The sequence below is a fragment of the Methylobacterium sp. A49B genome (assembly GCF_053346215.1).
Window position 1 is genome coordinate 85,175 of record NZ_JBKFBO010000127.1, and the last position, 19,274, is coordinate 104,448.

Sequence of the window (19,274 nt, forward strand, 5' to 3'; positions counted from 1 at the left end):
AACGCGCCAAGCCCACCATCGTTTCACGGGCCGGGGCGGCTGAATGGACGCAGAGCCGCCGGCCGGCGGAAGCGAAGGTCTGCGGAGCCAGCCTCAGGCCGCCCGGACGGTGTCGAGGAAGCGGCGCATCTCGGCGTCGAGCTGCCGGGCCTGCCCCGACAGGCCGGAAGCCGAGTCGAGCACCTGCGCGGCGGCAGTCCCCGCCCCTCCGGCGGCATGTGCCACGGCCGCGATGTTCGACGTGACGGCTCCGGTCCCGAGCGCCGCCTGCCCGACGTTCCGGACGATCTCCTGGGTCGCCGAGCCCTGTTCCTCGATCGCCGCGGCGATCCCGCCGGAGACCGCGCTGATCTCGTCGATGCGGCTGACGACTGCGGCGATCGCCTGCGAGGCGTCTCCGGTCCAGGACTGGATCTCACCGATCTGCCGGGCCACCTCCTCGGTGGCCTTGGCGGTCTGGCCCGCCAGTTCCTTGACCTCGCTGGCGACAACCGCGAAGCCCCGTCCAGCCTCACCGGCCCGGGCCGCCTCGATGGTGGCGTTCAGCGCCAGCAGGTTCGTCTGCGCGGCGATGCCCGAGATCAGGCCGACCACGTCGCCGATCCGCATCGCGCTCTCGCGCAGGCTGCGCATCAGGTCCGAGGACTTCCCGGCCTCGGAGACGGCCGTGTCGGCGAAGCCGGCCGCCGTCTGCACCTGACGGCCGATCTCGTTGACGGTCGCACCCAGCTCCTCGGCGGCGGCCGCCACCGTGTTGACGTTCGAGGCCGCCTGCTCGGCCGCCGCCGCGACCGCGGTGGATTGGTCGGCCGTCTCGGTCGCGGCGGCGCTCATGCGCGCGGCGGCGGATTCCAGCTCGGTCGCCGCCGCCGAGACGGCGCGGACCACGCCGCCGACCGCCGTCTCGAAGCCGTCGGCCATCTCCGACATCGCGGCCCTGCGCTGCGCCTCCAGGGCGACGCGCGCCTGCGCCGCCTCCGTCTCCAGGGCCGCGGCCCGCACGAGGCCGTCCCGGAAGACCTGAACCGAATCGGCCATGGCGCCGATCTCGTCGCCGCGTCCGACGCCGGGAACCTCGGTCTTGAGGTCGTTGCCGGCCATCCGGGTCATCGCGGCCGTGATGGCGCGGACCGGCTTGGCGATGCCGAGTTGCAGGAGCGTCAGCCCGACGAGGCCGATGCCCGCCATCAGCCCGAGCCCGGTCAGGATGGCGGAGCGCGTCGTCGCGATGGCCGCCGCAGCGGCATTCGCCCGCTCCTGCATCAGCGCGCGCTCGGTCTGGGCGATCTCGGCCGTCTTCGCGCGCATCTTGTCCATGACCGCCTTGCCGACGCCCGTGAGCATGATCCGGCGGGCCTCCTCCCGGGTCGCCGCGTCGCCCATCAGGGCGATCTCGCGATCCGCGAACTCGCTGCCCCAGCGGTCGGCCAGGGCCTTCAGGTCCGCCAAGCGGATCTGCTGCGCGGGATTGTCCGCCGTCAGCCGCCGCACCTCCGCCCAGGCGGCCGCGAAAGCCTCGCGCCCGGCCGTCTCGGGTTCGAGGAAGCGCTGCTCCGCGGAGAGCAGGTAGCCGCGCAGGCCCGTCTCACGGTTGACGATCGCGAGGTTCAACCGGTCGACGTGTGTCAAGAGGGTCTGCGTGTGCCCGATCCAATCCTGCGTGTCCCGGATCTCATCGGTGTTCCGCAGGGTTATGGCGGCGACGATCAGCGTAACGACGAGCATCGCACCCATGACCAGCGCAATCTTGATGCTGATCCTGTAATCAGACATACGAAGCGACATGTTTCAGCACCTCCCCAAAGTGACGGACGCGCTATTCTGCGATGTGCGCCCCATCCCGGTGCGCGTAACGGAGGTTCGTGAAGAATATATGTAGTTGTGTTTCTGGAAATTTAGGCGGAAAAATATAGCCAATTGCCTTTTTTAGATATGCGTTCGCGAGGTCTGGACCTTTTCTCGCCTAAAAATCTTCGCGAACGCGATCAAGATATCAATCATGCCGCTTCCGGCCGATCGTCTCGGCGGCGCCATCTGTACGAGCGCAGCGAAGCGGTCCGGCCGGCGCCACGCTCGTGGTTATCGCACCGTCCTCACGCCTTTTCGCTGCGCGCGATGATGGAGCGGTCTTCACCGACAGGAAGCTTCGACTGGAGACCGCTTCGCACGTTCGCGATCAGCGGCCCGTGTCACTGATAGGCTTGCTGCAGATCGACCGTGCAATCCCGGCCGATCCGCTCGTAGTTCTCGGCGAGCCAGGTCTGCGCGGCGCCGCGGCCCTTGTCGCGCAGGCGCTTGAACACGGTCCAGCGGGCATCGAGCTTGGAGGCGGCGTTGTAGTCCTCCAGCGCGTCGGTCCCGTCGATCCGGTGCACCAGGACCCGGCGGTACTCGCCCTGACCGAGGACGCCCTCCTCGATCAGCCCGTCGAGGAAGTCGATCGCCCGCAATTCCCGCATCAGGTTGGCGTTGAAGGTGATCTCGTTGAGACGGTCGCGGATCTCGTTCTCCGTGCGGGGCGTCTCGCGCCGCTCCACGGGGTTGATCTGCACCAGCACGATGTCGCGGGTCTGGGCTCCGCGGTGAAGCGGGTAGAGGGGCGGGTTGCCGAGATAGCCGCCGTCCCAATAGGGCACGCCGTCGATCTCGACCGCCTGGAAGACGGTGGGCAGGCAGGCCGAGGCCATCAGGTGGTCGACGGTCAGTCGCTCGCGCTCGAACACCGCGAGCTTGCCGGTCCAGACATTGGTGGCCGAGACGAACAGGCCCGCCGTGTCGGCCTCGCGCAGGCGGTCGAAATCGACCTGCTCGGCCAGCGCCTTGCGCAGCGGGTTGATGTTGAGCGGGTTCGACACGTAGGGGCTCGGCGCCAGCATCTTGGCCCAGAACTCGGCCACCGGGTTGCCCTTCCACAGGCTGAACAGGCCGCTGACGAGGTTGCGCTGGGCCGGCCCGAGATCGCCGTCGAGGCTGACCTCGCGCCAGAAGCGCTCCAGCCCCTCGCGGGCCCCGTCCGGGCCGCCCTTCAGCCAGCCGTCCACGAGGACGACGGCGTTCATCGCGCCGGCGCTCGCCCCCGTCACCGCCTCGAAACCGAGCCGCCCGTCCTCGATCAGAGCGTCGAGGACGCCCCAGGTGAAGGCGCCGTGCGCACCGCCGCCCTGCAGCGCCAGGGCGACCGGCTTCTCGGCGCCGGGACCGGCCAGCATGTGACCCGGCGCGTGGGCGGGGGGCGCCTCGATTGCGTCCGAAACGGGCGCCTCCGGTACCGCGGTGGCGGGATTGTGCGGCTCGGCGCCGCCGGACTGCTCGCTCATATGGGCCTCCTGATCAGCCCGCTAAGATGGGATGCTGCAATGCAGCATCAACCGGACGCCAGGGATGCGCCCGGCGGATCGCGCTCCACCCTGCTCGAGCGAATCAGCAACAGAGGGAGATGAAAACTCGGTCCCGCGGTCGGCAGACGCCTGCGGGACGTGCAGCGAACTCGACATCCGCGCGCGGATACGACATGACAGCCGCGATGCTGTCATGCGCGATGCTGCCCCGCGCGGCGCCGCCTTGACGCGGCGCCGGGTCATCCGCAGCTAACCCGCGGCAGCCCCGAAGTTCCGGCGAGGCGTGTCCCCGGGACCGGCCCGGCAGCCGTCCCGGCTCCGGCACCCCGCGAGGCGCGCACGCGAAGGTCCACGATGGAAGTCATGGAAGCCACCAACCCCTCCGAAATCCCCGCCGAGAACCCGCTGGCCGGCGGCGGCCCGGAGATCGCCGGCCCCGCCCCGCGGCACCGCACGGTCGGCGTCACGGTCGGCGAGGGTGAGGGCGCGGTCACGGTGGGCGGCGGTGCCCCGATCGTCGTCCAGTCGATGACCAACACCGACACGGCCGACATCGACGCCACGGTGGCGCAGGTCGCCCAGCTCGCCCGGGTCGGCTCGGAGCTGGTGCGCATCACGGTCGACCGGGACGAGGCGGCGGCCGCGGTGCCGAAGATCCGCGAGCGCCTCGACCGGATCGGCGTCCACGTGCCGCTGGTGGGCGACTTCCACTACATCGGCCACAAGCTGCTCGCCGACCATCCAGCCTGCGCCGAGGCGCTGGCCAAGTACCGGATCAATCCCGGCAACGTCGGCTTCAAGGCCAAGAAGGACACGCAGTTCTCGGCGATCATCGAGCAGGCGATCAAGCACAACAAGACCGTGCGGATTGGCGCCAACTGGGGCTCGCTCGACGGAGAGTTGCTCACCCACCTGATGGACGAGAACGCCAAGTCGCCGCGGCCGATCGATGCCCGTGCGGTGATGCGCGAGGCGATGGTCCGCTCGGCGATCAGCTCGGCCGACCGCGCCGTGGAGCTGGGCCTGCCGCAGAACAAGATCATCCTCTCGGCCAAGGTCTCGGCGGTGCAGGATCTCATCGCGGTCTACCGCGAGGTGGCGCGCCGCTCGGACTACGCGATCCATCTCGGCCTCACCGAGGCCGGCATGGGCTCGAAGGGCCTGGTCGCCGCCTCGGCCGCCATCGGCGTGCTGCTCCAGGAGGGGATCGGCGACACGATCCGCTACTCGCTGACCCCCGAGCCCGGCGGCGACCGGACCGTCGAGGTCAAGGCCAGCCAGGAACTCCTGCAGACCATGGGGTTCCGCACCTTCGTGCCGATGGTGGCGGCCTGCCCGGGCTGCGGCCGCACGACCTCGACCACGTTCCAGGAGCTGGCCCGCGACATCCAGAACTGGATCGTCACCTCGATGCCGGAGTGGAAGAAGACCTATCCGGGCGTCGAGGGGCTGAACGTCGCCGTGATGGGCTGCATCGTGAACGGCCCGGGCGAATCGAAGCATGCCGATATCGGCATCTCCCTGCCCGGCACCGGCGAGACGCCGACCGCGCCGGTCTTCATCGACGGCAAGAAGGCGATGACGCTCCGCGGCCCGACGCTGGCCAAGGACTTCGAGACGATCGTCATCGACTACATCGAGCGCCGATTCGGCCAGGGCGGGACGCGCACCGCGGCGGAGTGACGACGGGCGCATCGCGCCCGCGTCCCTCAGCCTCGCCGCGCCGAGACCCAGCTCCGCGCCCTTCGCAATGCAACACGGTTTCCGGCCGCACGCGGCCGTGGTAGCAACGCGCCACGATCCCGTGAGCGGTCGGCCCGGTGGCCGGCCCGCGCGGTTCGGCGGAGTCTTCGCGTTTTCTGCCCGGCCCCGACTGGCCCCTGAGCCGAACCGCGAAGCGCCGGCCACGCCCGAGCTTCCGACATTCCCATGAGCCAAATCTTCGCACCCGGCGTCGCAGCCCAGCCCGCGTCCGACGCCCGCGACTCGGCCCCAACCAGTGACGCGGACGGTCAGGGCCCGTTGCAGGGGCCGGCCACCTCCGGGACCCTCGACGCCCCCGAGAAGGCCGAGACCCAGCACGGCCATGCCGGGTTCTGGACGCTGCTGGTCGGCTCGGTCGGCGTCGTCTACGGCGACATCGGCACGAGCCCGCTCTACGCGTTCCGCGAGGCCCTGGGCCCGGCCCGGACGGACGGGATCCTGCTGCCCGAGGAGGTGATCGGCACCGTCTCGCTGATCCTCTGGGCGCTGTTCATGATCGTGACGGTGAAGTACGTCGCGATCCTGCTGCGCATGGACAACAACGGCGAGGGCGGCATCCTCTCGCTGATGGCGCTTGCCCGGAAGGCGCTCGGCGGCTCGCGCATCGTGTTCATGCTCGGGCTGCTCGGCGCCTCGCTGTTCTACGGCGACGCGGTGATCACCCCGGCGATCTCGGTGCTCTCGGCGGTGGAGGGCCTAAAGCTCGTCACGCCCGCCCTCGACGATTACGTCCTGCCGATCACCGTCGTGATCATCGTCGCCCTGTTTCTCGTGCAGAACCGCGGAACCGGCAAGGTCGCGGCCTTCTTCGGGCCGATGACGATCGTGTGGTTCCTCGCCATGGCGCTGGCGGCGCTGCCGCACATCGCCCTGCACCCGGAGGTGTTCCGGGCGGTCAATCCCGTGCACGCCGTGGTCTACCTGCTCGGCCACGGCACCGGCGCGCTGGTGGCGCTGGGTGCCGTGTTCCTGGCTGTGACCGGGGCCGAGGCGCTGTTCGCCGATCTCGGCCATTTCGGCCGCAAGCCGATCCAGGTGGCCTGGATCGGCCTCGTCTTCCCGGCGCTCGCCCTCAACTACCTCGGCCAGGCCGCCCTGGTGCTGGAGAAGCCCGACACCGCCGATCCGTTCTTCCAGCTCGTGCCGGCCTGGGGCCTGCTGCCGATGGTGCTGCTCGCCACGCTGGCCACTGTGGTGGCGAGCCAGGCGGTGATCACCGGCGCCTTCTCGCTGTCCCGGCAGGCGATCCAGCTCGGCCTGCTGCCGCGGCTGGAGATCCGTCACACCTCCGAGTCGCATGCCGGCCAGATCTACCTGCCGCAGATCAACTCGCTGCTGATGATCGGTGTCGTCCTGCTGGCCGTGCTGTTCAAGACCTCGTCGTCGCTCGCCTCCGCCTACGGCATCGCGGTGACCGGCACGATGCTGCTCACCGCCTCGCTGACCTTCCTGGTGATGTGGCGCATGTGGAAATGGTCGCCGGTGGCGGCCGCGGCCGTGATGCTGCCCTTCATCGTGCTGGAGTTCCTGTTCCTGCTCTCCAACCTGATCAAGGTGGTGGAAGGTGGCTACGTGCCGCTGCTGCTCGCGGGGGGCCTGATCATCCTGATGTGGACCTGGGTGCGCGGGGTCACGATCCTGTTCAACAAGACCCGCAAGACCGACGTGCCGCTGGTCGAACTGGTCGGCATGCTGGAGAAGAGCCCGCCCCACCACGTGCGCGGCACCGCGGTGTTCCTGACGAGCGACCCCGAGATCGCCCCGGCGGCGCTGCTGCACAACCTCAAGCACAACAAGGTGCTGCACGAGAAGAACGTGATCCTCACCGTCGAGACGGTGGACACGCCGCGCTCCAACGAGGCCGACAAGGTGCGGATCGAGCCGGTGGGCCCGCACTTCTACAAGGTCGTGATGAAGTTCGGCTACATGGAGACGCCGAATATCCCGAAGACCCTGGTGCTGCTGCGCCGCCAGGGCTTCAAGTTCGACATCATGGCGACGTCGTTCTTCCTGTCGCGCCGCTCGATCCGGCCGGCGGCGCATTCGGGCATGCCGCTCTGGCAGGACCGGATCTTCATCACGCTGGCCAAGAACGCCAACGACGCGACGGACTTCTTCCAGATCCCGACCGGGCGGGTGGTGGAGGTCGGGACGCAGGTGACGGTGTGAGGATCGCGCCGCCATGGTCATCGGCACGCGCATCTTGACCATCCGGAGTCCGGACGCGGATATTTCCGTTCCGGTCCGGCTCTGCGCGCCGGAATATGACGACGGCCACTGGATCTGCCGCTACACGATCGGTTGGCCCGGAGAGCCGCGAGACAGCTTCGGAGCCGGCGTCGATGCACTGCAGGCGCTCCATCTGACGATGCAGAAAATCGGCATCGACCTCTACGTCTGCGACGCCCACAAGGCCGGCACTCTGATGTGGGACAAGCCAGGCGATGGATACGGCTTTCCGATCCCGAAGAACGGCCGCGATCTACTGATCGGCATGGACAAGACCTTCGAGGGGTGAGGCAGGTGACGGCAACGTGCCAGCCGCTGGTGTAGATCGACGCGCGGGACTATCTACATCGGGCAACGAAGGCGAATCCCCATGGCGATCAACGTCAACAATCCCGAAGCCGACGCGCTGACGCGCCGGTTCGCCGCCATGGCGGGCGTCGGCATCAGCGAGGCGATCGTCATCGCCATGCGGGAGGCGATCGAGCGCAGGCACCGGGCGGAGACGCCGCGGGAGACCGCGGCCCGGTTGCGCGCACAGCATGGGATCACGCTGGGCGACACCGCCCGGGAGCCTCTGCCGCGGGAGATCTACGACGCAATGTGGGAAAGCCGCTGATGTTCGTGGATGCCTCCGCGATCGTCGCCCTGCTGGCGGACGAGCCGGAGGCCGACCGGATCTCCGCAGCGCTCGCTTCGGCCAGTCAGTGTCGAACCTCACCTGTTGCGGTTCTCGAAACTGTGCTGGCGCTCGCGCGGCCCGACAAGTTCGACATGACAGTCGAAGCAGTCGAACCAATCGTCCTCGAATTTCTCGATGCCAGGGGCATCGAGATCTGCGATCTCCCGCCGGCCAGCGAGACGACGGCGCTCGCCCTTTCGGCCGCGCATCGATACCGGGCCGGCCGCCACAGACTCAATCTCGGCGATTGCCTCCACTACGCGGCCGCGCGGTTCTTCCACATGCCGATCCTCGCCACGGCCGACGAATTTCGCAGGACGGATCTGGAGACCGTCCCGTAAAGACATCAGTTCTCAAGAGCGGTCTTCGGCACAGCGGGCGGACAACGATAGTGCTCCGCCCGCCCTCAGTTTGGCGACCGCCGTCCCATGATCCGACTGTGTGCGCCACCGCACGCGCCATACCCGGAACGCAACCATGGCAGGATGACTATCCGGATCCCTGCGTTGCACTCGGCCCAAGGCCTGCTTTAGAATATTTATTATTCTGAGCTTGAGCGTTTGCCTGGCGACCTTTCCGCATCGGCACGCGTGAGCCGGCAATGCCGGCCTTGGCCTCAGGCCCGGCTCGGACCCGACTGAACGCCGCTCCGGCGCCGCCAGACAGGACGCATTGATGATCAAACTCACCGTGAACGGGGCTGCGCGCAGCTTCGACGGCGACCCCGACATGCCGCTGCTGTGGTACCTGCGGGACGAGCTCGGGCTCACCGGCACCAAGTTCGGCTGCGGCGTCTCGCTCTGCGGGGCCTGCACCATCCACCTCGGCGGCGCGGCGACCCGCGCCTGCATCACGCCGGTCTCGGCGGCCGCCGGCCAGGAGGTCGTGACCATCGAGGGGCTGTCGCCGGACGGCAACCACCCCGTGCAGGTGGCGTGGCGCGACCAGAACGTCGCCCAGTGCGGCTTCTGCCAGTGCGGCCAGATCATGCAGGCCGCCGCGCTCCTGAAGGACACGCCCAAGCCCACCGATCAGGACATCGACGACACGATGAGCGGCAACATCTGCCGCTGCGGCACCTATCCGCGCATCCGCACCGCGATCCATCAGGCCGCCGGCCAGACGGCGCCCGCCAGCAAGGGAGAGCGCCTGTGATCCACGACGCGAAGATGATGGCAGACATGGCCACGGCTAAGCCGGCCCTCGACAACGTCAGCCGCCGCGGCATCCTCGGGGGCGCCGGCGCCCTGGTGCTGGCCCTCTCCCTGCGTCCGGCCCGGGCCGACGAGACCCAGACCGAGGAGCAGAAGCAGCAGAAGTTCGGCGCCGACGGCATGCCGCATGGCTGGCGCGACGATCCGAAGGTCTTCGTCGCCATCGCGCCGGACGGCACCGTCACGGTGACGAACCACCGCTCCGACATGGGCCAGGGCATCCGCACCTCGGTGGCTTTCACGGTCGCCGACGAGTTGGAGGCCGACTGGTCGAAGGTGAAGGTGGTCCAGGCCTGGGGCGACGAGAACCGCTTCGGCAACCAGGACACGGATGGCTCGCGCTCGACCCGCCACTTCTTCCAGCATTTCCGCCACGCCGGCGCGGCCGCGCGTCTGATGCTGATCCAGGCGGCCGCGAAGCAGTGGGGCGTGCCGGTCTCCGAGGTGACGGCCGTCAATCACACGCTGACCCACGCCAAGTCGGGCCGCACCCTCGGCTACGGCGCGGTCGCCAAGGCCGCCGCCGAGCTGCCGGTGCCCACCGACGTCAAGCTGAAGGACCCGAAGGACTTCCGCTACATCGGCACCGGCAAGGTCGGGCTGATCGACAATGTCGACATCACCACCGGCAAGGCGATCTACGGCCTCGACACCAAGCTCGACGGGATGCTGTACGCGGTCGTCGCGCGCCCGGCCGTCTACGGCGGCACGGTGAAGTCCTACGACGACAGCGAGGCCAAGAAGGTCCCGGGCGTCGTCAAGATCTTCAAGATCGACGGCGGCGAGATCCCGTCCGAGTTCATGCCGCTCGGCGGCGTGGCGGTGGTCGCCAAGAACACGTGGTCGGCCATGAAGGCGCGGGACGCCCTCAAGATCACCTGGGATGACGGCCCGAACGCCGGCTACGACACCGACGCGTTCCGCAAGGAGCTGGAGGCCGCCGCCCGCAAGCCCGGCAAGGTCGTGCGCACGCAGGGCGACGTCGACGGCGCCATGGCCAAGGCCAAGACCAAGGTGCAGGCCGAGTACTTCGTGCCCCACCTCGCCCAGGCGCCGATGGAGCCCCCGGCGGCGGTGGCACGCGTGAAGGACGGGTTCTGCGAGGCCTGGGCCTGCGTCCAGGGTCCGCAGGCGGCCAACGACCGCTTGATGAAGGCGCTCAAGCTGCCCGACGACAAGGTCAAGGTGAACGTCACGCTGCTCGGCGGCGGGTTCGGCCGTAAGTCGAAACCCGACTACGTGGTCGAGGCGGCGCTCTGCTCGCAGGCCGTCGGCGGCGCGCCGGTGAAGCTCGCCTGGACCCGCGAGGACGACATCCACCACGGCTTCTACCACACGATCTCGGTGGAGCACCTGGAGGCCGGCCTCGACGACAAGGGCATGCCGGTGGCGTGGCTGCATCGCTCGGTGGCGCCGACGATCGGCTCGATCTTCGCGCCCGATCCGAAGCACGAGCTGCCATTCGAGCTCGGGATGGGGCTGGTCAACACGCCGCTCGACATCCCGAACATGCGGCTGGAGAACCCCGAGGCCGCCGCCCATGCCCGCATCGGCTGGTTCCGCTCGGTGTCGAACATCCCGCACGCCTTCGCGATCCAGTCCTTCGTGTCGGAGCTGGCGCACGCCGCCGGCCGCGAGCCGAAGGAGTACCTGCTCGCGCTCATCGGACCCGATCGCAAGATCAGCCCGACCGAGATCGGCGACGTCTGGAACTACGGCGAGGATCCGAACCGCTACCCGATCGAGACGGGCCGCCTGCGCGGCGTGATCGAGGCGGCCGCCAAGGGCGCGGGCTGGGGGCGGCAGATGCCGAAGGGCACCGGCCTCGGCATCGCCGGCCACTACAGCTTCGTCACCTACACGGCGGTGGCGGCCGAGGTGGAGGTCGACGACAAGGGCCAGGTCCAGGTGAAGGCGATCGACATCGCGGTCGATTGTGGTCCGCAGGTGAACCCGGAGCGCATCCGCTCGCAGATGGAGGGCGCCGTGGTCATGGGGATGGGGCTCGCCCTCACCTCCGAGATCACCTTCAAGCAGGGCCGGACGGTGCAGAACAACTTCGACGGCTACGAGGTGCTCCGGATCGACGCCGCCCCGAAGGCGGTCCGCGTGCACCTCGTGCCGAGCGGCAGTTGGGACGGACCGCTCGGCGGCGTCGGCGAGCCCGGCGTGCCGCCGGTGGCGCCGGCCATCGCCAACGCGATCTTCGCGGCCACCGGCCGGCGGGTGCGGCAATTGCCGATCCGCGATCAGCTGAGCGCCTGAACCGTCACCAGCCGCAAGGCGTTGGGGCCGTGGGGGAACCCGCGGCCCCATTCTTTTGGAAAGTACCCGACCCGATGATGCGTCCCGCCCTGACGGCCTGCCTGACCCTGATGCTGACGGTCCCCGCCCTCGCCTCGCCGTGCGGCGATCGGATCGACGGCGTGTCGAAGCGGGTCCAGTCCGAGCTGACCCAGTCGATCTCCGCCTCGACCAGCGGCCAGGGCAACGCCGCCAAGCGCGGTGGCGAGGGGGTCACGGGCACGGAAGGCCAGCGGGCGAACGAGTCGCCGCAGGCACCTCCGGAGAAGTCGGCCCAGGCCGGCCAGGGCGCGGACGCCGCCCAGCAGGCCAAGGTCGCCCTGGAGGAGGCCCGCACGGCGGACTCGAAGGGCGACGCGAAGGGCTGCGAGGCGGCGCTCACCCGCGCCGAGCAGCAGCTGAAGAAGGCGCCGTAAGAGGCTGATCCGGTTTTCTGCTCCGCTCGCGCCGTCTTTGCGAGCAGAGCGAAGCAAACCAGGGGAACGCTAGCTCTTCGAGGTCGCGCTGCCCTGGGTTACGTCGCTTCGCTCGTGAGGACGGAAGGAGCGACACCCGCCGAAGACACCATCTGGTCTGAGCGGCTCTCGAGGATCGCGCCAGGTCCCGGACGCCAGGAAGGCGGCGGAAGGCTGGGTCAGCAGGGCATCGCCACCTCACAGAGGCATCTCAAATCTTGTTGTGCCGAATCCTGGGCCGAGCTCCACCGAAGCTCCATGCACCTCGGAAAAGGCAGCCTACCGCCCCAGCGCGCTGATCTCGATCACGAATTTCCGCCGCAACGCCTGGGAGAAGTCACCGTAGCCTGCCGCCGCGAGCAGGAACGCCCCAGGCCCCCCGATCACGTGCGCGCGATACCATTGCTCCAGGCTCGTGCGCTCCTGCGGCAGCGGGGTCGGGAGCAGGCCGTAGCCCGGCGCCCGGTAGGCGCCGGCCCCGACCACGTCGTTCTCGCCGGACACCAGGATCGGCAGGCCGTTGACGGTCGCGCCGGTGGCCAGCAGCGCCGTATGCGCCTCCGCGAGGCTGTCGGCGTCGGTGCAGTTGTCGATCCCGTCACCCGAGACGTCGACCACGACGCGGTCCGCCGGCATCGGCAGCGCCGGCAGCACGGCGGCGGTGACCGTCCGGAACATCTGGCCGAGGCAGGTGAACTCGCCGGCCTGGCGGGGCGTGGCCCGCACCAGGGCGGCGGTGGCGGCGGCGTCGGCCCGGCTGGCGATCCGCCGCCATCCGACCGCGAGGTTCGCCCGGTCCGCCCAGGTGACCATGGCGAACAGGATCCCGCCCGGATTGCCGGTGATCGCGCCGACCACGGAGGGATCTTCCAGGGCCTCGGCGATGCCCTCCATCTGCAGGCGGAAGCGCGTGTCGTCGACGGATTGCGACACGTCCACCGAGACGACGAGGGCTGTGGCGACGCTCTCGGGCGCGGCAGCGGCGGGGGCGAGGCCAAAGAGCAGGATGCCGACGACACGTATCACGCCGCGCCGGAATCCCCCCGAGCCCGTCCGCATCGTCGGCATCCGTGTTCCCGGACCTCGCGCGGCCGGAGGACCGTCGCGGGCCCGTTAGGGCACGTTTCTCGGCCGGATCAAACCGGCCTTTCGGGGGGAGTCCCGGCCGCGGCGACCGCGGCGGGGATGATGAAGACCCGGGGGTCGCGCCCGGGTCCGGCGAGGGATCCGCCTCCGGCGGCACTGATGCTCATCTCGGAACGGATTGCCTCGGTTTCGTCCCGCGCCTCCGGCGGGACGCGCGGAGCGGCGCGCTCAGGCGGCGGTGGCCGCCAGCGCGTGGCGATGGCCGTTCAGGCCTGCGCAGAGATCGTCGATCTCGGTGAGGTCCAGGGCATCGCCGGTCTGGCCGGCGATCGTATCGATCAGGTGGTCCTGGCGCGGGTCGAAGGGGTGACCCTGCATCCGGTAGAACTGGTAATAGCGCAGCGCCGCCAGGACAGTGTCGCGCTCGCGGTCGGTTACGGTGAAGTGCTGCATGGGTCGTGGCTTCCCCTTGTGGCTTCAACGAACGCCCGGGCGGGCCGCGACGCCGAACCCGAGCTTGACTGTTGTAACCGGTGGGCAACGGCCCGGCCAGTTCTTGACAGGTCGCGCGGATGTGATTCGCAGCAATTGAGACTTTGGTCCTGGCAGGGGATTCCCGGCGACGAGTCAGAAAAGCCAGGCCGGCTGGTGCGTTACGGCCGATCCGATCCTCACAGCCCCAGATCCGCCAAGTAGCGCGGCAAGGCTTCGCTCGCGGGACCGTAATGCGCCGCGTCGAAGGCATCGGCGTTGTCGGACGGTTCGAGGTTGATCTCGCAAGTCGGTATGCCGAGGCTGCGGGCCTGCCGCACGTAGCCGGCGGCCGGGTAGACCGCCCCCGAGGTGCCCACCGCCACGAACAGGTCGGCCTCCGCCAGCGCCGCCTCGATCGCGTCGAGGTGCATCGGCATCTCGCCGAACCACACCACGTCCGGCCGCATCCGGGCGGGGGTGCCGCAGGCGGGGCACGCATCCGCCCGTCCGAGGTCGGCGCGCCACGGTATGACGGCCCCGCAGGCGCAGCAGCGGGCCTTGAGCAGCTCACCGTGCATGTGGGTGACCGACCGGGAGCCGGCCCGCTCGTGCAGGTCGTCGACGTTCTGCGTGCACAGGAACAGCCGGCCGCCCCTGTCGGCGAGCCGCGCCTCGGCCCGCGCCAGCGCGCCGTGCGCGGCGTTGGGAACGGCCGCGATCAAGCCCCGGCGGCGATGATCGTAGAAGTCGAGCACCGTGTCGGGGTCGGCCGCGTAGGCCTCGGGGGTGGCGAGCTTCATCAGGTCGAACCGCGCCCAGATCCCGCCGCGGTCCCGGAACGTGCCGAGCCCGCTCTCGGCCGAGACGCCGGCTCCGGTGAGCACGAAGATCGTCCTGGGTGAATCCGCCACGCGCCGCTCCTGCTCGGTCAAGGTTGGCCGGATATGTCCGGTGGTTGGCGGAGCGGTTTCTTTCGCGCTCGACCGGTCCGGTCGATTGTGCGGCTGCCTTCACCGAGCGGGAAGCACGAAATGTCCGATGTTGCGCTGCTGGTCATCGATGTCCAGGAATCCTTCCGGCACAGGCCCTTCTGGGACGACGCCGATGTCCCGCGCTTCACCGAGCGGCTGCAGGGGCTCATCGACGGCGCCGCCGCGCGCCGGATCCCGGTCCTGCAGGTGTTCCACGTGACCGACACCGGACCGTTCTCCCACGCCTCCGGCCATGTCCGCACCCTGGAGCCGGTCGCGATCGCGCCGACCGCCACCTTCCACAAGCACCGCCACAGCGCCCTGGTCGATACCGGACTGGCGAGCTGGCTGACGCAGCACGGCATCCGCCGGCTGATCGTCTCCGGGATCCGGACCGAGCAGTGCTGCGAGACGACGGCGCGCCACGCCTCCGACAGCGGCTGGCAGGTGGATTATGTCACGGAGGCGACCCTGACCTTCGCCATGACCCATCCCGACGGCCGCCGCTTCGGCGCCGACGACATCAAGGCCCGGACCGAGCTGGTGCTCGCCGACCGCTTCGCCCGCATCGCCACGGTGGCGCAGGCGCTGGACGGCCGGGACCTTCCAGCCGCCGCATGAGCGGACCCGAGCGCCGCATCCCGGTTCTGGTGGTGCTGCCGCCCCGCGCGCTGCTGCTCGATCTGGCCGGTCCGGTGGAGGTGCTGCGGATCGCCGGGGCGGTGCAGGACCGGGTCGCCTTCGACCTGCGCTACGCGGCGCCACAGGGATCGACGCGCAGCTCGGTCGGGCTGGATCTCGGCGGCGCCGGTCCGCTGCCGCCGGAGATCGCTCCCGGGACGGTTGTGCTCCTGCCGGGTTCGACCGAGCAGCCGCTCGGCCCGGATCGGGACCGGGAGGCCGAGGCCGCCGCGGAGGCGCAGATCGTGGCGTGGCTGCGCGCGGCGATCCGTCCGGGCCACATCGTCGTGACCGTCTGCGAGGGCGCGCTGCTGGCCGCGCGGGCCGGGCTGCTCGACGGCTACGCCTGCACCACGCATCACGGAAGCTGCGCGCGCCTCGCCGCAACGGCACCGCGGGCCGCGGTCCTGGAGAACCGGCTGTTCGTGCAGGACCGGGACCGGTTCAGCAGCGCCGGGGTCACCGCCGGTATCGACCTGATGCTGCATCTCGTGGGGGACTGGGCCGGCCCGGCGGCGGCCGTCGCGGTGGCCCGCACCCTGGTCGTGTACATGCGCCGGGGTCCGGACGACCCCCAGCTCTCGCCCTGGCTGGAAGGCCGCAGCCACCTGCACCCGGCGGTGCACCGGGCGCAGGATGCCATCGCGGCCGATCCGGCCCGGGACTGGTCGCCCGCCACGCTCGGCCGGATCGTGGGGGCGAGCCCGCGCAACCTCGCGCGCCTGTTCAGGCTGCACGCGGGCATGACGCTGACCGATGCCGTCAACCGGTCCCGGATCGCGCTGGCCCGGGAACTGATCGCCCAGTCGGACCTCGGCCTGGAGCAGGTCGCCGCGCGTGCCGGCTTCGGTTCGGCCCGGCACATGCGCCGCGTGTGGGGCCGCATCCACGCGGCGGCGCCGTCCAGCCTCCGGGCCAGGGGCGCGGACGGACAGGGCCTGGACAAGGCTGGACAAGGGCTGGACCAGGGCGGGCTCCGCGTTCCCGCGCCCGGGCGCCGCGCAAGCCGCGCCCCGTAGGAAATCCTGCCGCTGAAACCCCGCGACTCCACCTCCGCTTGAAACCAGCCCCGGATCCGGCGACACCCATCCTGGAAAAGATCCAAGTTAGACCGGGACGGAAGCGATGGGCGTCTACGAGCCCGGCACCGAGGCGGAAGCCGGAGAGATCGTGCGGGCGGCCGCCGGGCGCGGCGAGGGCCTGCGCCTCGCCGGTGGCGGCACAGCCGCGGGGCTCGGCCGGCCCGCGCAGGACAGCGCGACGCTCTCGGCCAAGGCGCTCACCGGCGTCACGCTCTACGAGCCCGCCGAGATGGTGGTGGCGGCGCGCGCCGGCACGCCGCTCGCGGAGATCGAGGCGCTGCTGGCCTCCCGGGGCCAGATGCTGCCCTTCGAGCCGATGGACCTGCGCGGCCTCTACGGCAGCACCGGCGAACCGACGCTGGGGGCCGTGGCGGCGATCAACAATGCCGGTCCCCGACGGATCAACGCCGGCGCGGCCCGGGACAGCCTGATCGGCGTGCGCTTCGTCAACGGCCGCGGCGAGGCGATCAAGTCGGGCGGACGCGTGATGAAGAACGTCACCGGCCTCGACCTCGTGAAGCTGATGGCCGGCGCCCACGGCACCCTGGGCTTCCTCACGGAGGTCACGTTCAAGGTCCTGCCGGCCAGCGAGCGGGTCGCCACCCTGGTCTTCCCCGGCCTGGATGATTCCCGGGCCGTCACGGCCCTGGCGGAAGCCCTCGGCTCGCCCTTCGAACTCACCGGCGCGGCCCATCTCCCGGCCGGGATCGGCGCGGCCGGGGCGCGGACCCTGATGCGCCTCGAGGGGTTCTCGGAGTCCATCGACTACCGCATGGGCGAGTTGCGCCGCCTGCTGAAGCGTTACGGCCAGCCCGAGATTCTCGACGGCGAGGCCGGCGCCGCCCTCTGGCGCGGGGTGCGCGACGCCGCGCCCCTGGCCGAGCCCCGGGACGCCGCGCTCTGGCGGATCTCCACCGCCCCGACCCGCGGGCCGGCCCTGGCGGCGGCGGTCGCGGCGGAGCGCGCCGCGCGCTGGTTCTTCGACTGGGGCGGCGGCCTGATCTGGCTGGCCACCGGCTCGGAGGGCGATGCGGGCGCCGAAACGGTGCGGAAGGCGGTTCGGGCCCAGGGCGGCCACGCCACGCTGGTCCGCGCGCCCGATGCCGTTCGCGCCGCCGTGCCGGTCTTCGAACCGCTGGCCGAGCCGCTGATGCGGCTCACCGCCGGCATCAAGGCGGCGCACGACCCGAAGGGCGTGCTCAACCCAGGCCGGATGTACGCCGGACTGTAGATTCCCCTCCCCCTGTGGGGAGGGGCCAGGGGCGGGGGTGGTGCAGGAGGCAACGCATCGCTCGATCCTGAGCCACCCCCACCTCCGCCTCCTCCCCGCAAGGGGGAGGAGAGAAGGCAGGAAGAGACCGTGCAGACCAACTTCGCTCCCGCCCAGCTCGCCGACCCCGCGATGGCGGCCTCGGAAAAGATCCTGCGGACCTGCGTGCATTGCGGCTTCTGCACGGCGACCTGCCCGACCTACCTGCTGCTGGGCGACGAGCTCGACTCCCCGCGCGGCCGGATCTACCTGATCAAGGACATGCTGGAGGGCGGCAAGCCGGCCTCGCCGGAGGTGGTCAAGCACGTCGACCGCTGTCTCTCCTGCCTGTCCTGCATGACCACCTGCCCGTCCGGGGTGCACTACATGCACCTCGTCGACCACGCCCGAACCCACATCGAGAAGACCTACGCGCGACCCGCCGGCGACCGGTTCCTGCGCGCGCTGCTCGCCCAGGTCCTGCCCTACCCGAACCGCTTCCGCCTCGCGCTGGGCGCCGCCAAGCTCGGGGCGCCGTTCCGGGGGCTGGTCGCCCGGCTGCCCCGGGTCGGCAACCGCCTCGCCGCCATGCTCGACCTCGCCCCCGCCGGGATGCCGCCCAGCGAGCCGACGAACCGGCCGGGCCGCTTCCCGCCGGGGACCGGACAGGCCACCAAGCGCGTCGCCCTGCTGCGGGGCTGCGCCCAGAGCGTCCTGCGGCCGGACTTCAACGGCGCGGCGATCCGGCTGCTCAACCGGCACGGGGTCGAGGTGGTGCACGCCAACGAGGGCTGCTGCGGGGCGCTGACCCACCACATGGGCAAGGAGCACTCGGCTCACGCCCACGCCAAGCAGGCGATCGACGCCTGGGACGCGGAGATCGCCAAGGGTCTCGACGCGATCCTGGTGACGGCGTCGGGCTGCGGCACGACCATCAAGGATTACGGCTTCATGTTCCGCGACGATCCCGCCTACGCCGAGAAGGCCCGGCGGGTGTCGGGCCTCGCCAAGGACGTCACCGAGTACCTCGCGCTGCTCGATCTGGCGCCGGTGGCGGAGAACGACCTCGTGGTGGCCTACCACTCGGCCTGCTCGATGCAGCACGGCCAGGGGATCCGCACCGAGCCGAAGACGCTGCTCAAGCGGGCCGGCTTCACCGTGAAGGACGTGCCCGAGGGCCATATCTGCTGCGGCTCGGCGGGGACCTACAACATCCTGCAGCCGGAGCTGGCGGCGAAGCTGCGCGCCCGGAAGGTCGCCAACATCGAGCGCGTGCGCCCCGACGTGATCGCCACCGGCAACATCGGCTGCGCCACGCAGATCGGGAAGGGCACCGGCATCCCCATCGTCCACACGGTGGAGCTGCTCGACTGGGCGACCGGCGGCCCGAAGCCGGCGGCGCTGGCCGGCTTGGCGCCGCGCCTCGAAGCGGCGGAGTAGAGGGCGGTTCGGCTCTGGCATCGGGGGATCCGCTGCGGACGCACCTAGGCACATGGCACCCTGGACGCGTGATCCCACCCACCACCGCATCCTGAGGTGCCCGCGCCAGTGGGCCTCGAAGGAGCCCTCCAGAAGCCTCTGCGATCCCTGGAGGCCTCCTTCGAGACCTGCGCTGCGCTCCGGCACCTCAGGACGACGAGGTAGGTTGGACGATCGATCCGGGCCGGTTCAGCACAATCGGCGTGCGCCTCGCCGTCCGCCGCAGGATGGGCTCCGGGCCGCCCGGGACACCCGCGCCGGTCATAGGC

17 protein-coding genes are annotated in these 19,274 nt (G+C 70.3%); 12 read left to right on the top strand and 5 right to left on the bottom strand.

Going from position 1 to position 19,274, the window contains the following annotated elements:
• Positions 1–93: 93 nt before the first annotated feature.
• Positions 94–1,785 (bottom strand): methyl-accepting chemotaxis protein, encoded by a 1,692-nt coding sequence (locus ACLBX9_RS26000; RefSeq protein WP_447720940.1) that lies wholly within the window; start codon positions 1,783–1,785, stop codon positions 94–96.
• Between the two features lie 404 nt (positions 1,786–2,189).
• On the bottom strand, positions 2,190–3,317 hold the full coding sequence (locus tag ACLBX9_RS26005) for a patatin-like phospholipase family protein (RefSeq protein ID WP_010684973.1): 1,128 nt from the start codon (positions 3,315–3,317) through the stop codon (positions 2,190–2,192).
• A gap of 375 nt (positions 3,318–3,692) precedes the next feature.
• Between ACLBX9_RS26005 and ispG the strand changes: the two genes are divergently transcribed.
• From ispG to ACLBX9_RS26045, 8 genes are all read left to right on the top strand, one after another.
• Entirely contained in the window at positions 3,693–5,021 is a 1,329-nt protein-coding gene (gene ispG / locus ACLBX9_RS26010; protein WP_447720941.1) for a flavodoxin-dependent (E)-4-hydroxy-3-methylbut-2-enyl-diphosphate synthase, read from the top strand.
• Between the two features lie 246 nt (positions 5,022–5,267).
• Complete coding sequence (locus ACLBX9_RS26015; protein ID WP_447720942.1) at positions 5,268–7,271, top strand: potassium transporter Kup; 2,004 nt, start codon at positions 5,268–5,270, stop codon at positions 7,269–7,271.
• A 13-nt stretch (positions 7,272–7,284) separates the two neighbouring features.
• Positions 7,285–7,620, top strand: coding sequence for a DUF6968 family protein (locus ACLBX9_RS26020; protein WP_447720943.1), 336 nt, complete (start codon positions 7,285–7,287; stop codon positions 7,618–7,620).
• A gap of 81 nt (positions 7,621–7,701) precedes the next feature.
• Positions 7,702–7,947, top strand: a complete 246-nt coding sequence (locus tag ACLBX9_RS26025; RefSeq protein ID WP_010684969.1) for a type II toxin-antitoxin system VapB family antitoxin — start codon at positions 7,702–7,704, stop codon at positions 7,945–7,947.
• Positions 7,947–8,351, top strand: a complete 405-nt coding sequence (locus ACLBX9_RS26030) for a type II toxin-antitoxin system VapC family toxin (RefSeq protein ID WP_447720944.1) — start codon at positions 7,947–7,949, stop codon at positions 8,349–8,351. Before ACLBX9_RS26025 ends, ACLBX9_RS26030 begins: the two co-directional genes overlap by 1 nt.
• 334 nt (positions 8,352–8,685) lie before the next feature.
• On the top strand, positions 8,686–9,165 hold the full coding sequence (locus tag ACLBX9_RS26035) for a (2Fe-2S)-binding protein (protein ID WP_149311330.1): 480 nt from the start codon (positions 8,686–8,688) through the stop codon (positions 9,163–9,165).
• Positions 9,162–11,489 (top strand): molybdopterin cofactor-binding domain-containing protein, encoded by a 2,328-nt coding sequence (locus tag ACLBX9_RS26040; RefSeq protein ID WP_447720945.1) that lies wholly within the window; start codon positions 9,162–9,164, stop codon positions 11,487–11,489. Before ACLBX9_RS26035 ends, ACLBX9_RS26040 begins: the two co-directional genes overlap by 4 nt.
• A gap of 74 nt (positions 11,490–11,563) precedes the next feature.
• Entirely contained in the window at positions 11,564–11,944 is a 381-nt protein-coding gene (locus ACLBX9_RS26045) for a hypothetical protein (RefSeq protein ID WP_010684965.1), read from the top strand.
• Between the two features lie 318 nt (positions 11,945–12,262).
• Here the strand turns inward: ACLBX9_RS26045 and ACLBX9_RS26050 are convergent, their stop codons facing one another.
• The 3 genes from ACLBX9_RS26050 to ACLBX9_RS26060 form a co-directional block, all read right to left on the bottom strand.
• A complete protein-coding gene (locus ACLBX9_RS26050; protein WP_447720946.1) occupies positions 12,263–13,042 on the bottom strand; it encodes a DUF1194 domain-containing protein in 780 nt (259 codons plus the stop codon).
• A gap of 255 nt (positions 13,043–13,297) precedes the next feature.
• Entirely contained in the window at positions 13,298–13,522 is a 225-nt protein-coding gene (locus ACLBX9_RS26055; RefSeq protein WP_010684963.1) for a hypothetical protein, read from the bottom strand.
• Between the two features lie 218 nt (positions 13,523–13,740).
• Entirely contained in the window at positions 13,741–14,454 is a 714-nt protein-coding gene (locus ACLBX9_RS26060; protein ID WP_447720947.1) for an SIR2 family NAD-dependent protein deacylase, read from the bottom strand.
• Between the two features lie 120 nt (positions 14,455–14,574).
• Here ACLBX9_RS26060 and ACLBX9_RS26065 point away from each other — a divergent pair, with 120 nt between their 5' ends.
• From ACLBX9_RS26065 to glcF, 4 genes are all read left to right on the top strand, one after another.
• Positions 14,575–15,135, top strand: coding sequence for a cysteine hydrolase family protein (locus ACLBX9_RS26065; protein WP_447720948.1), 561 nt, complete (start codon positions 14,575–14,577; stop codon positions 15,133–15,135).
• A complete protein-coding gene (locus tag ACLBX9_RS26070) occupies positions 15,132–16,214 on the top strand; it encodes a GlxA family transcriptional regulator (RefSeq protein ID WP_447720949.1) in 1,083 nt (360 codons plus the stop codon). Before ACLBX9_RS26065 ends, ACLBX9_RS26070 begins: the two co-directional genes overlap by 4 nt.
• 106 nt (positions 16,215–16,320) lie before the next feature.
• Positions 16,321–17,508 carry an FAD-binding protein gene (locus tag ACLBX9_RS26075; protein WP_447720950.1) on the top strand — a complete coding sequence of 396 codons (1,188 nt, stop codon included), beginning with the start codon at positions 16,321–16,323 and terminating at the stop codon, positions 17,506–17,508.
• 129 nt (positions 17,509–17,637) lie between these two features.
• On the top strand, positions 17,638–18,966 hold the full coding sequence (gene glcF / locus ACLBX9_RS26080; RefSeq protein ID WP_010684958.1) for a glycolate oxidase subunit GlcF: 1,329 nt from the start codon (positions 17,638–17,640) through the stop codon (positions 18,964–18,966).
• The last annotated feature ends 308 nt before the right edge of the window (positions 18,967–19,274 follow it).

Excerpts from the sequence above, each read along its gene's own strand:
- ACLBX9_RS26050 (WP_447720946.1), bottom strand. The coding sequence starts at position 13,042 with ATGCGGACGGGCTCGGGGGGATTCCGGCGCGGCGTGATACGTGTCGTC.
- ACLBX9_RS26045 (WP_010684965.1), top strand. The coding sequence starts at position 11,564 with ATGATGCGTCCCGCCCTGACGGCCTGCCTGACCCTGATGCTGACGGTC.
- ACLBX9_RS26005 (WP_010684973.1), bottom strand. The coding sequence starts at position 3,317 with ATGAGCGAGCAGTCCGGCGGCGCCGAGCCGCACAATCCCGCCACCGCG.
- ACLBX9_RS26075 (WP_447720950.1), top strand. The coding sequence starts at position 16,321 with ATGGGCGTCTACGAGCCCGGCACCGAGGCGGAAGCCGGAGAGATCGTG.
- ACLBX9_RS26055 (WP_010684963.1), bottom strand. The coding sequence starts at position 13,522 with ATGCAGCACTTCACCGTAACCGACCGCGAGCGCGACACTGTCCTGGCG.
- ACLBX9_RS26035 (WP_149311330.1), top strand. The coding sequence starts at position 8,686 with ATGATCAAACTCACCGTGAACGGGGCTGCGCGCAGCTTCGACGGCGAC.
- ACLBX9_RS26030 (WP_447720944.1), top strand. The coding sequence starts at position 7,947 with ATGTTCGTGGATGCCTCCGCGATCGTCGCCCTGCTGGCGGACGAGCCG.
- ispG (WP_447720941.1), top strand. The coding sequence starts at position 3,693 with ATGGAAGTCATGGAAGCCACCAACCCCTCCGAAATCCCCGCCGAGAAC.
- ACLBX9_RS26015 (WP_447720942.1), top strand. The coding sequence starts at position 5,268 with ATGAGCCAAATCTTCGCACCCGGCGTCGCAGCCCAGCCCGCGTCCGAC.
- ACLBX9_RS26000 (WP_447720940.1), bottom strand. The coding sequence starts at position 1,785 with ATGTCGCTTCGTATGTCTGATTACAGGATCAGCATCAAGATTGCGCTG.
- ACLBX9_RS26065 (WP_447720948.1), top strand. The coding sequence starts at position 14,575 with ATGTCCGATGTTGCGCTGCTGGTCATCGATGTCCAGGAATCCTTCCGG.
- ACLBX9_RS26070 (WP_447720949.1), top strand. The coding sequence starts at position 15,132 with ATGAGCGGACCCGAGCGCCGCATCCCGGTTCTGGTGGTGCTGCCGCCC.
- ACLBX9_RS26025 (WP_010684969.1), top strand. The coding sequence starts at position 7,702 with ATGGCGATCAACGTCAACAATCCCGAAGCCGACGCGCTGACGCGCCGG.
- ACLBX9_RS26020 (WP_447720943.1), top strand. The coding sequence starts at position 7,285 with ATGGTCATCGGCACGCGCATCTTGACCATCCGGAGTCCGGACGCGGAT.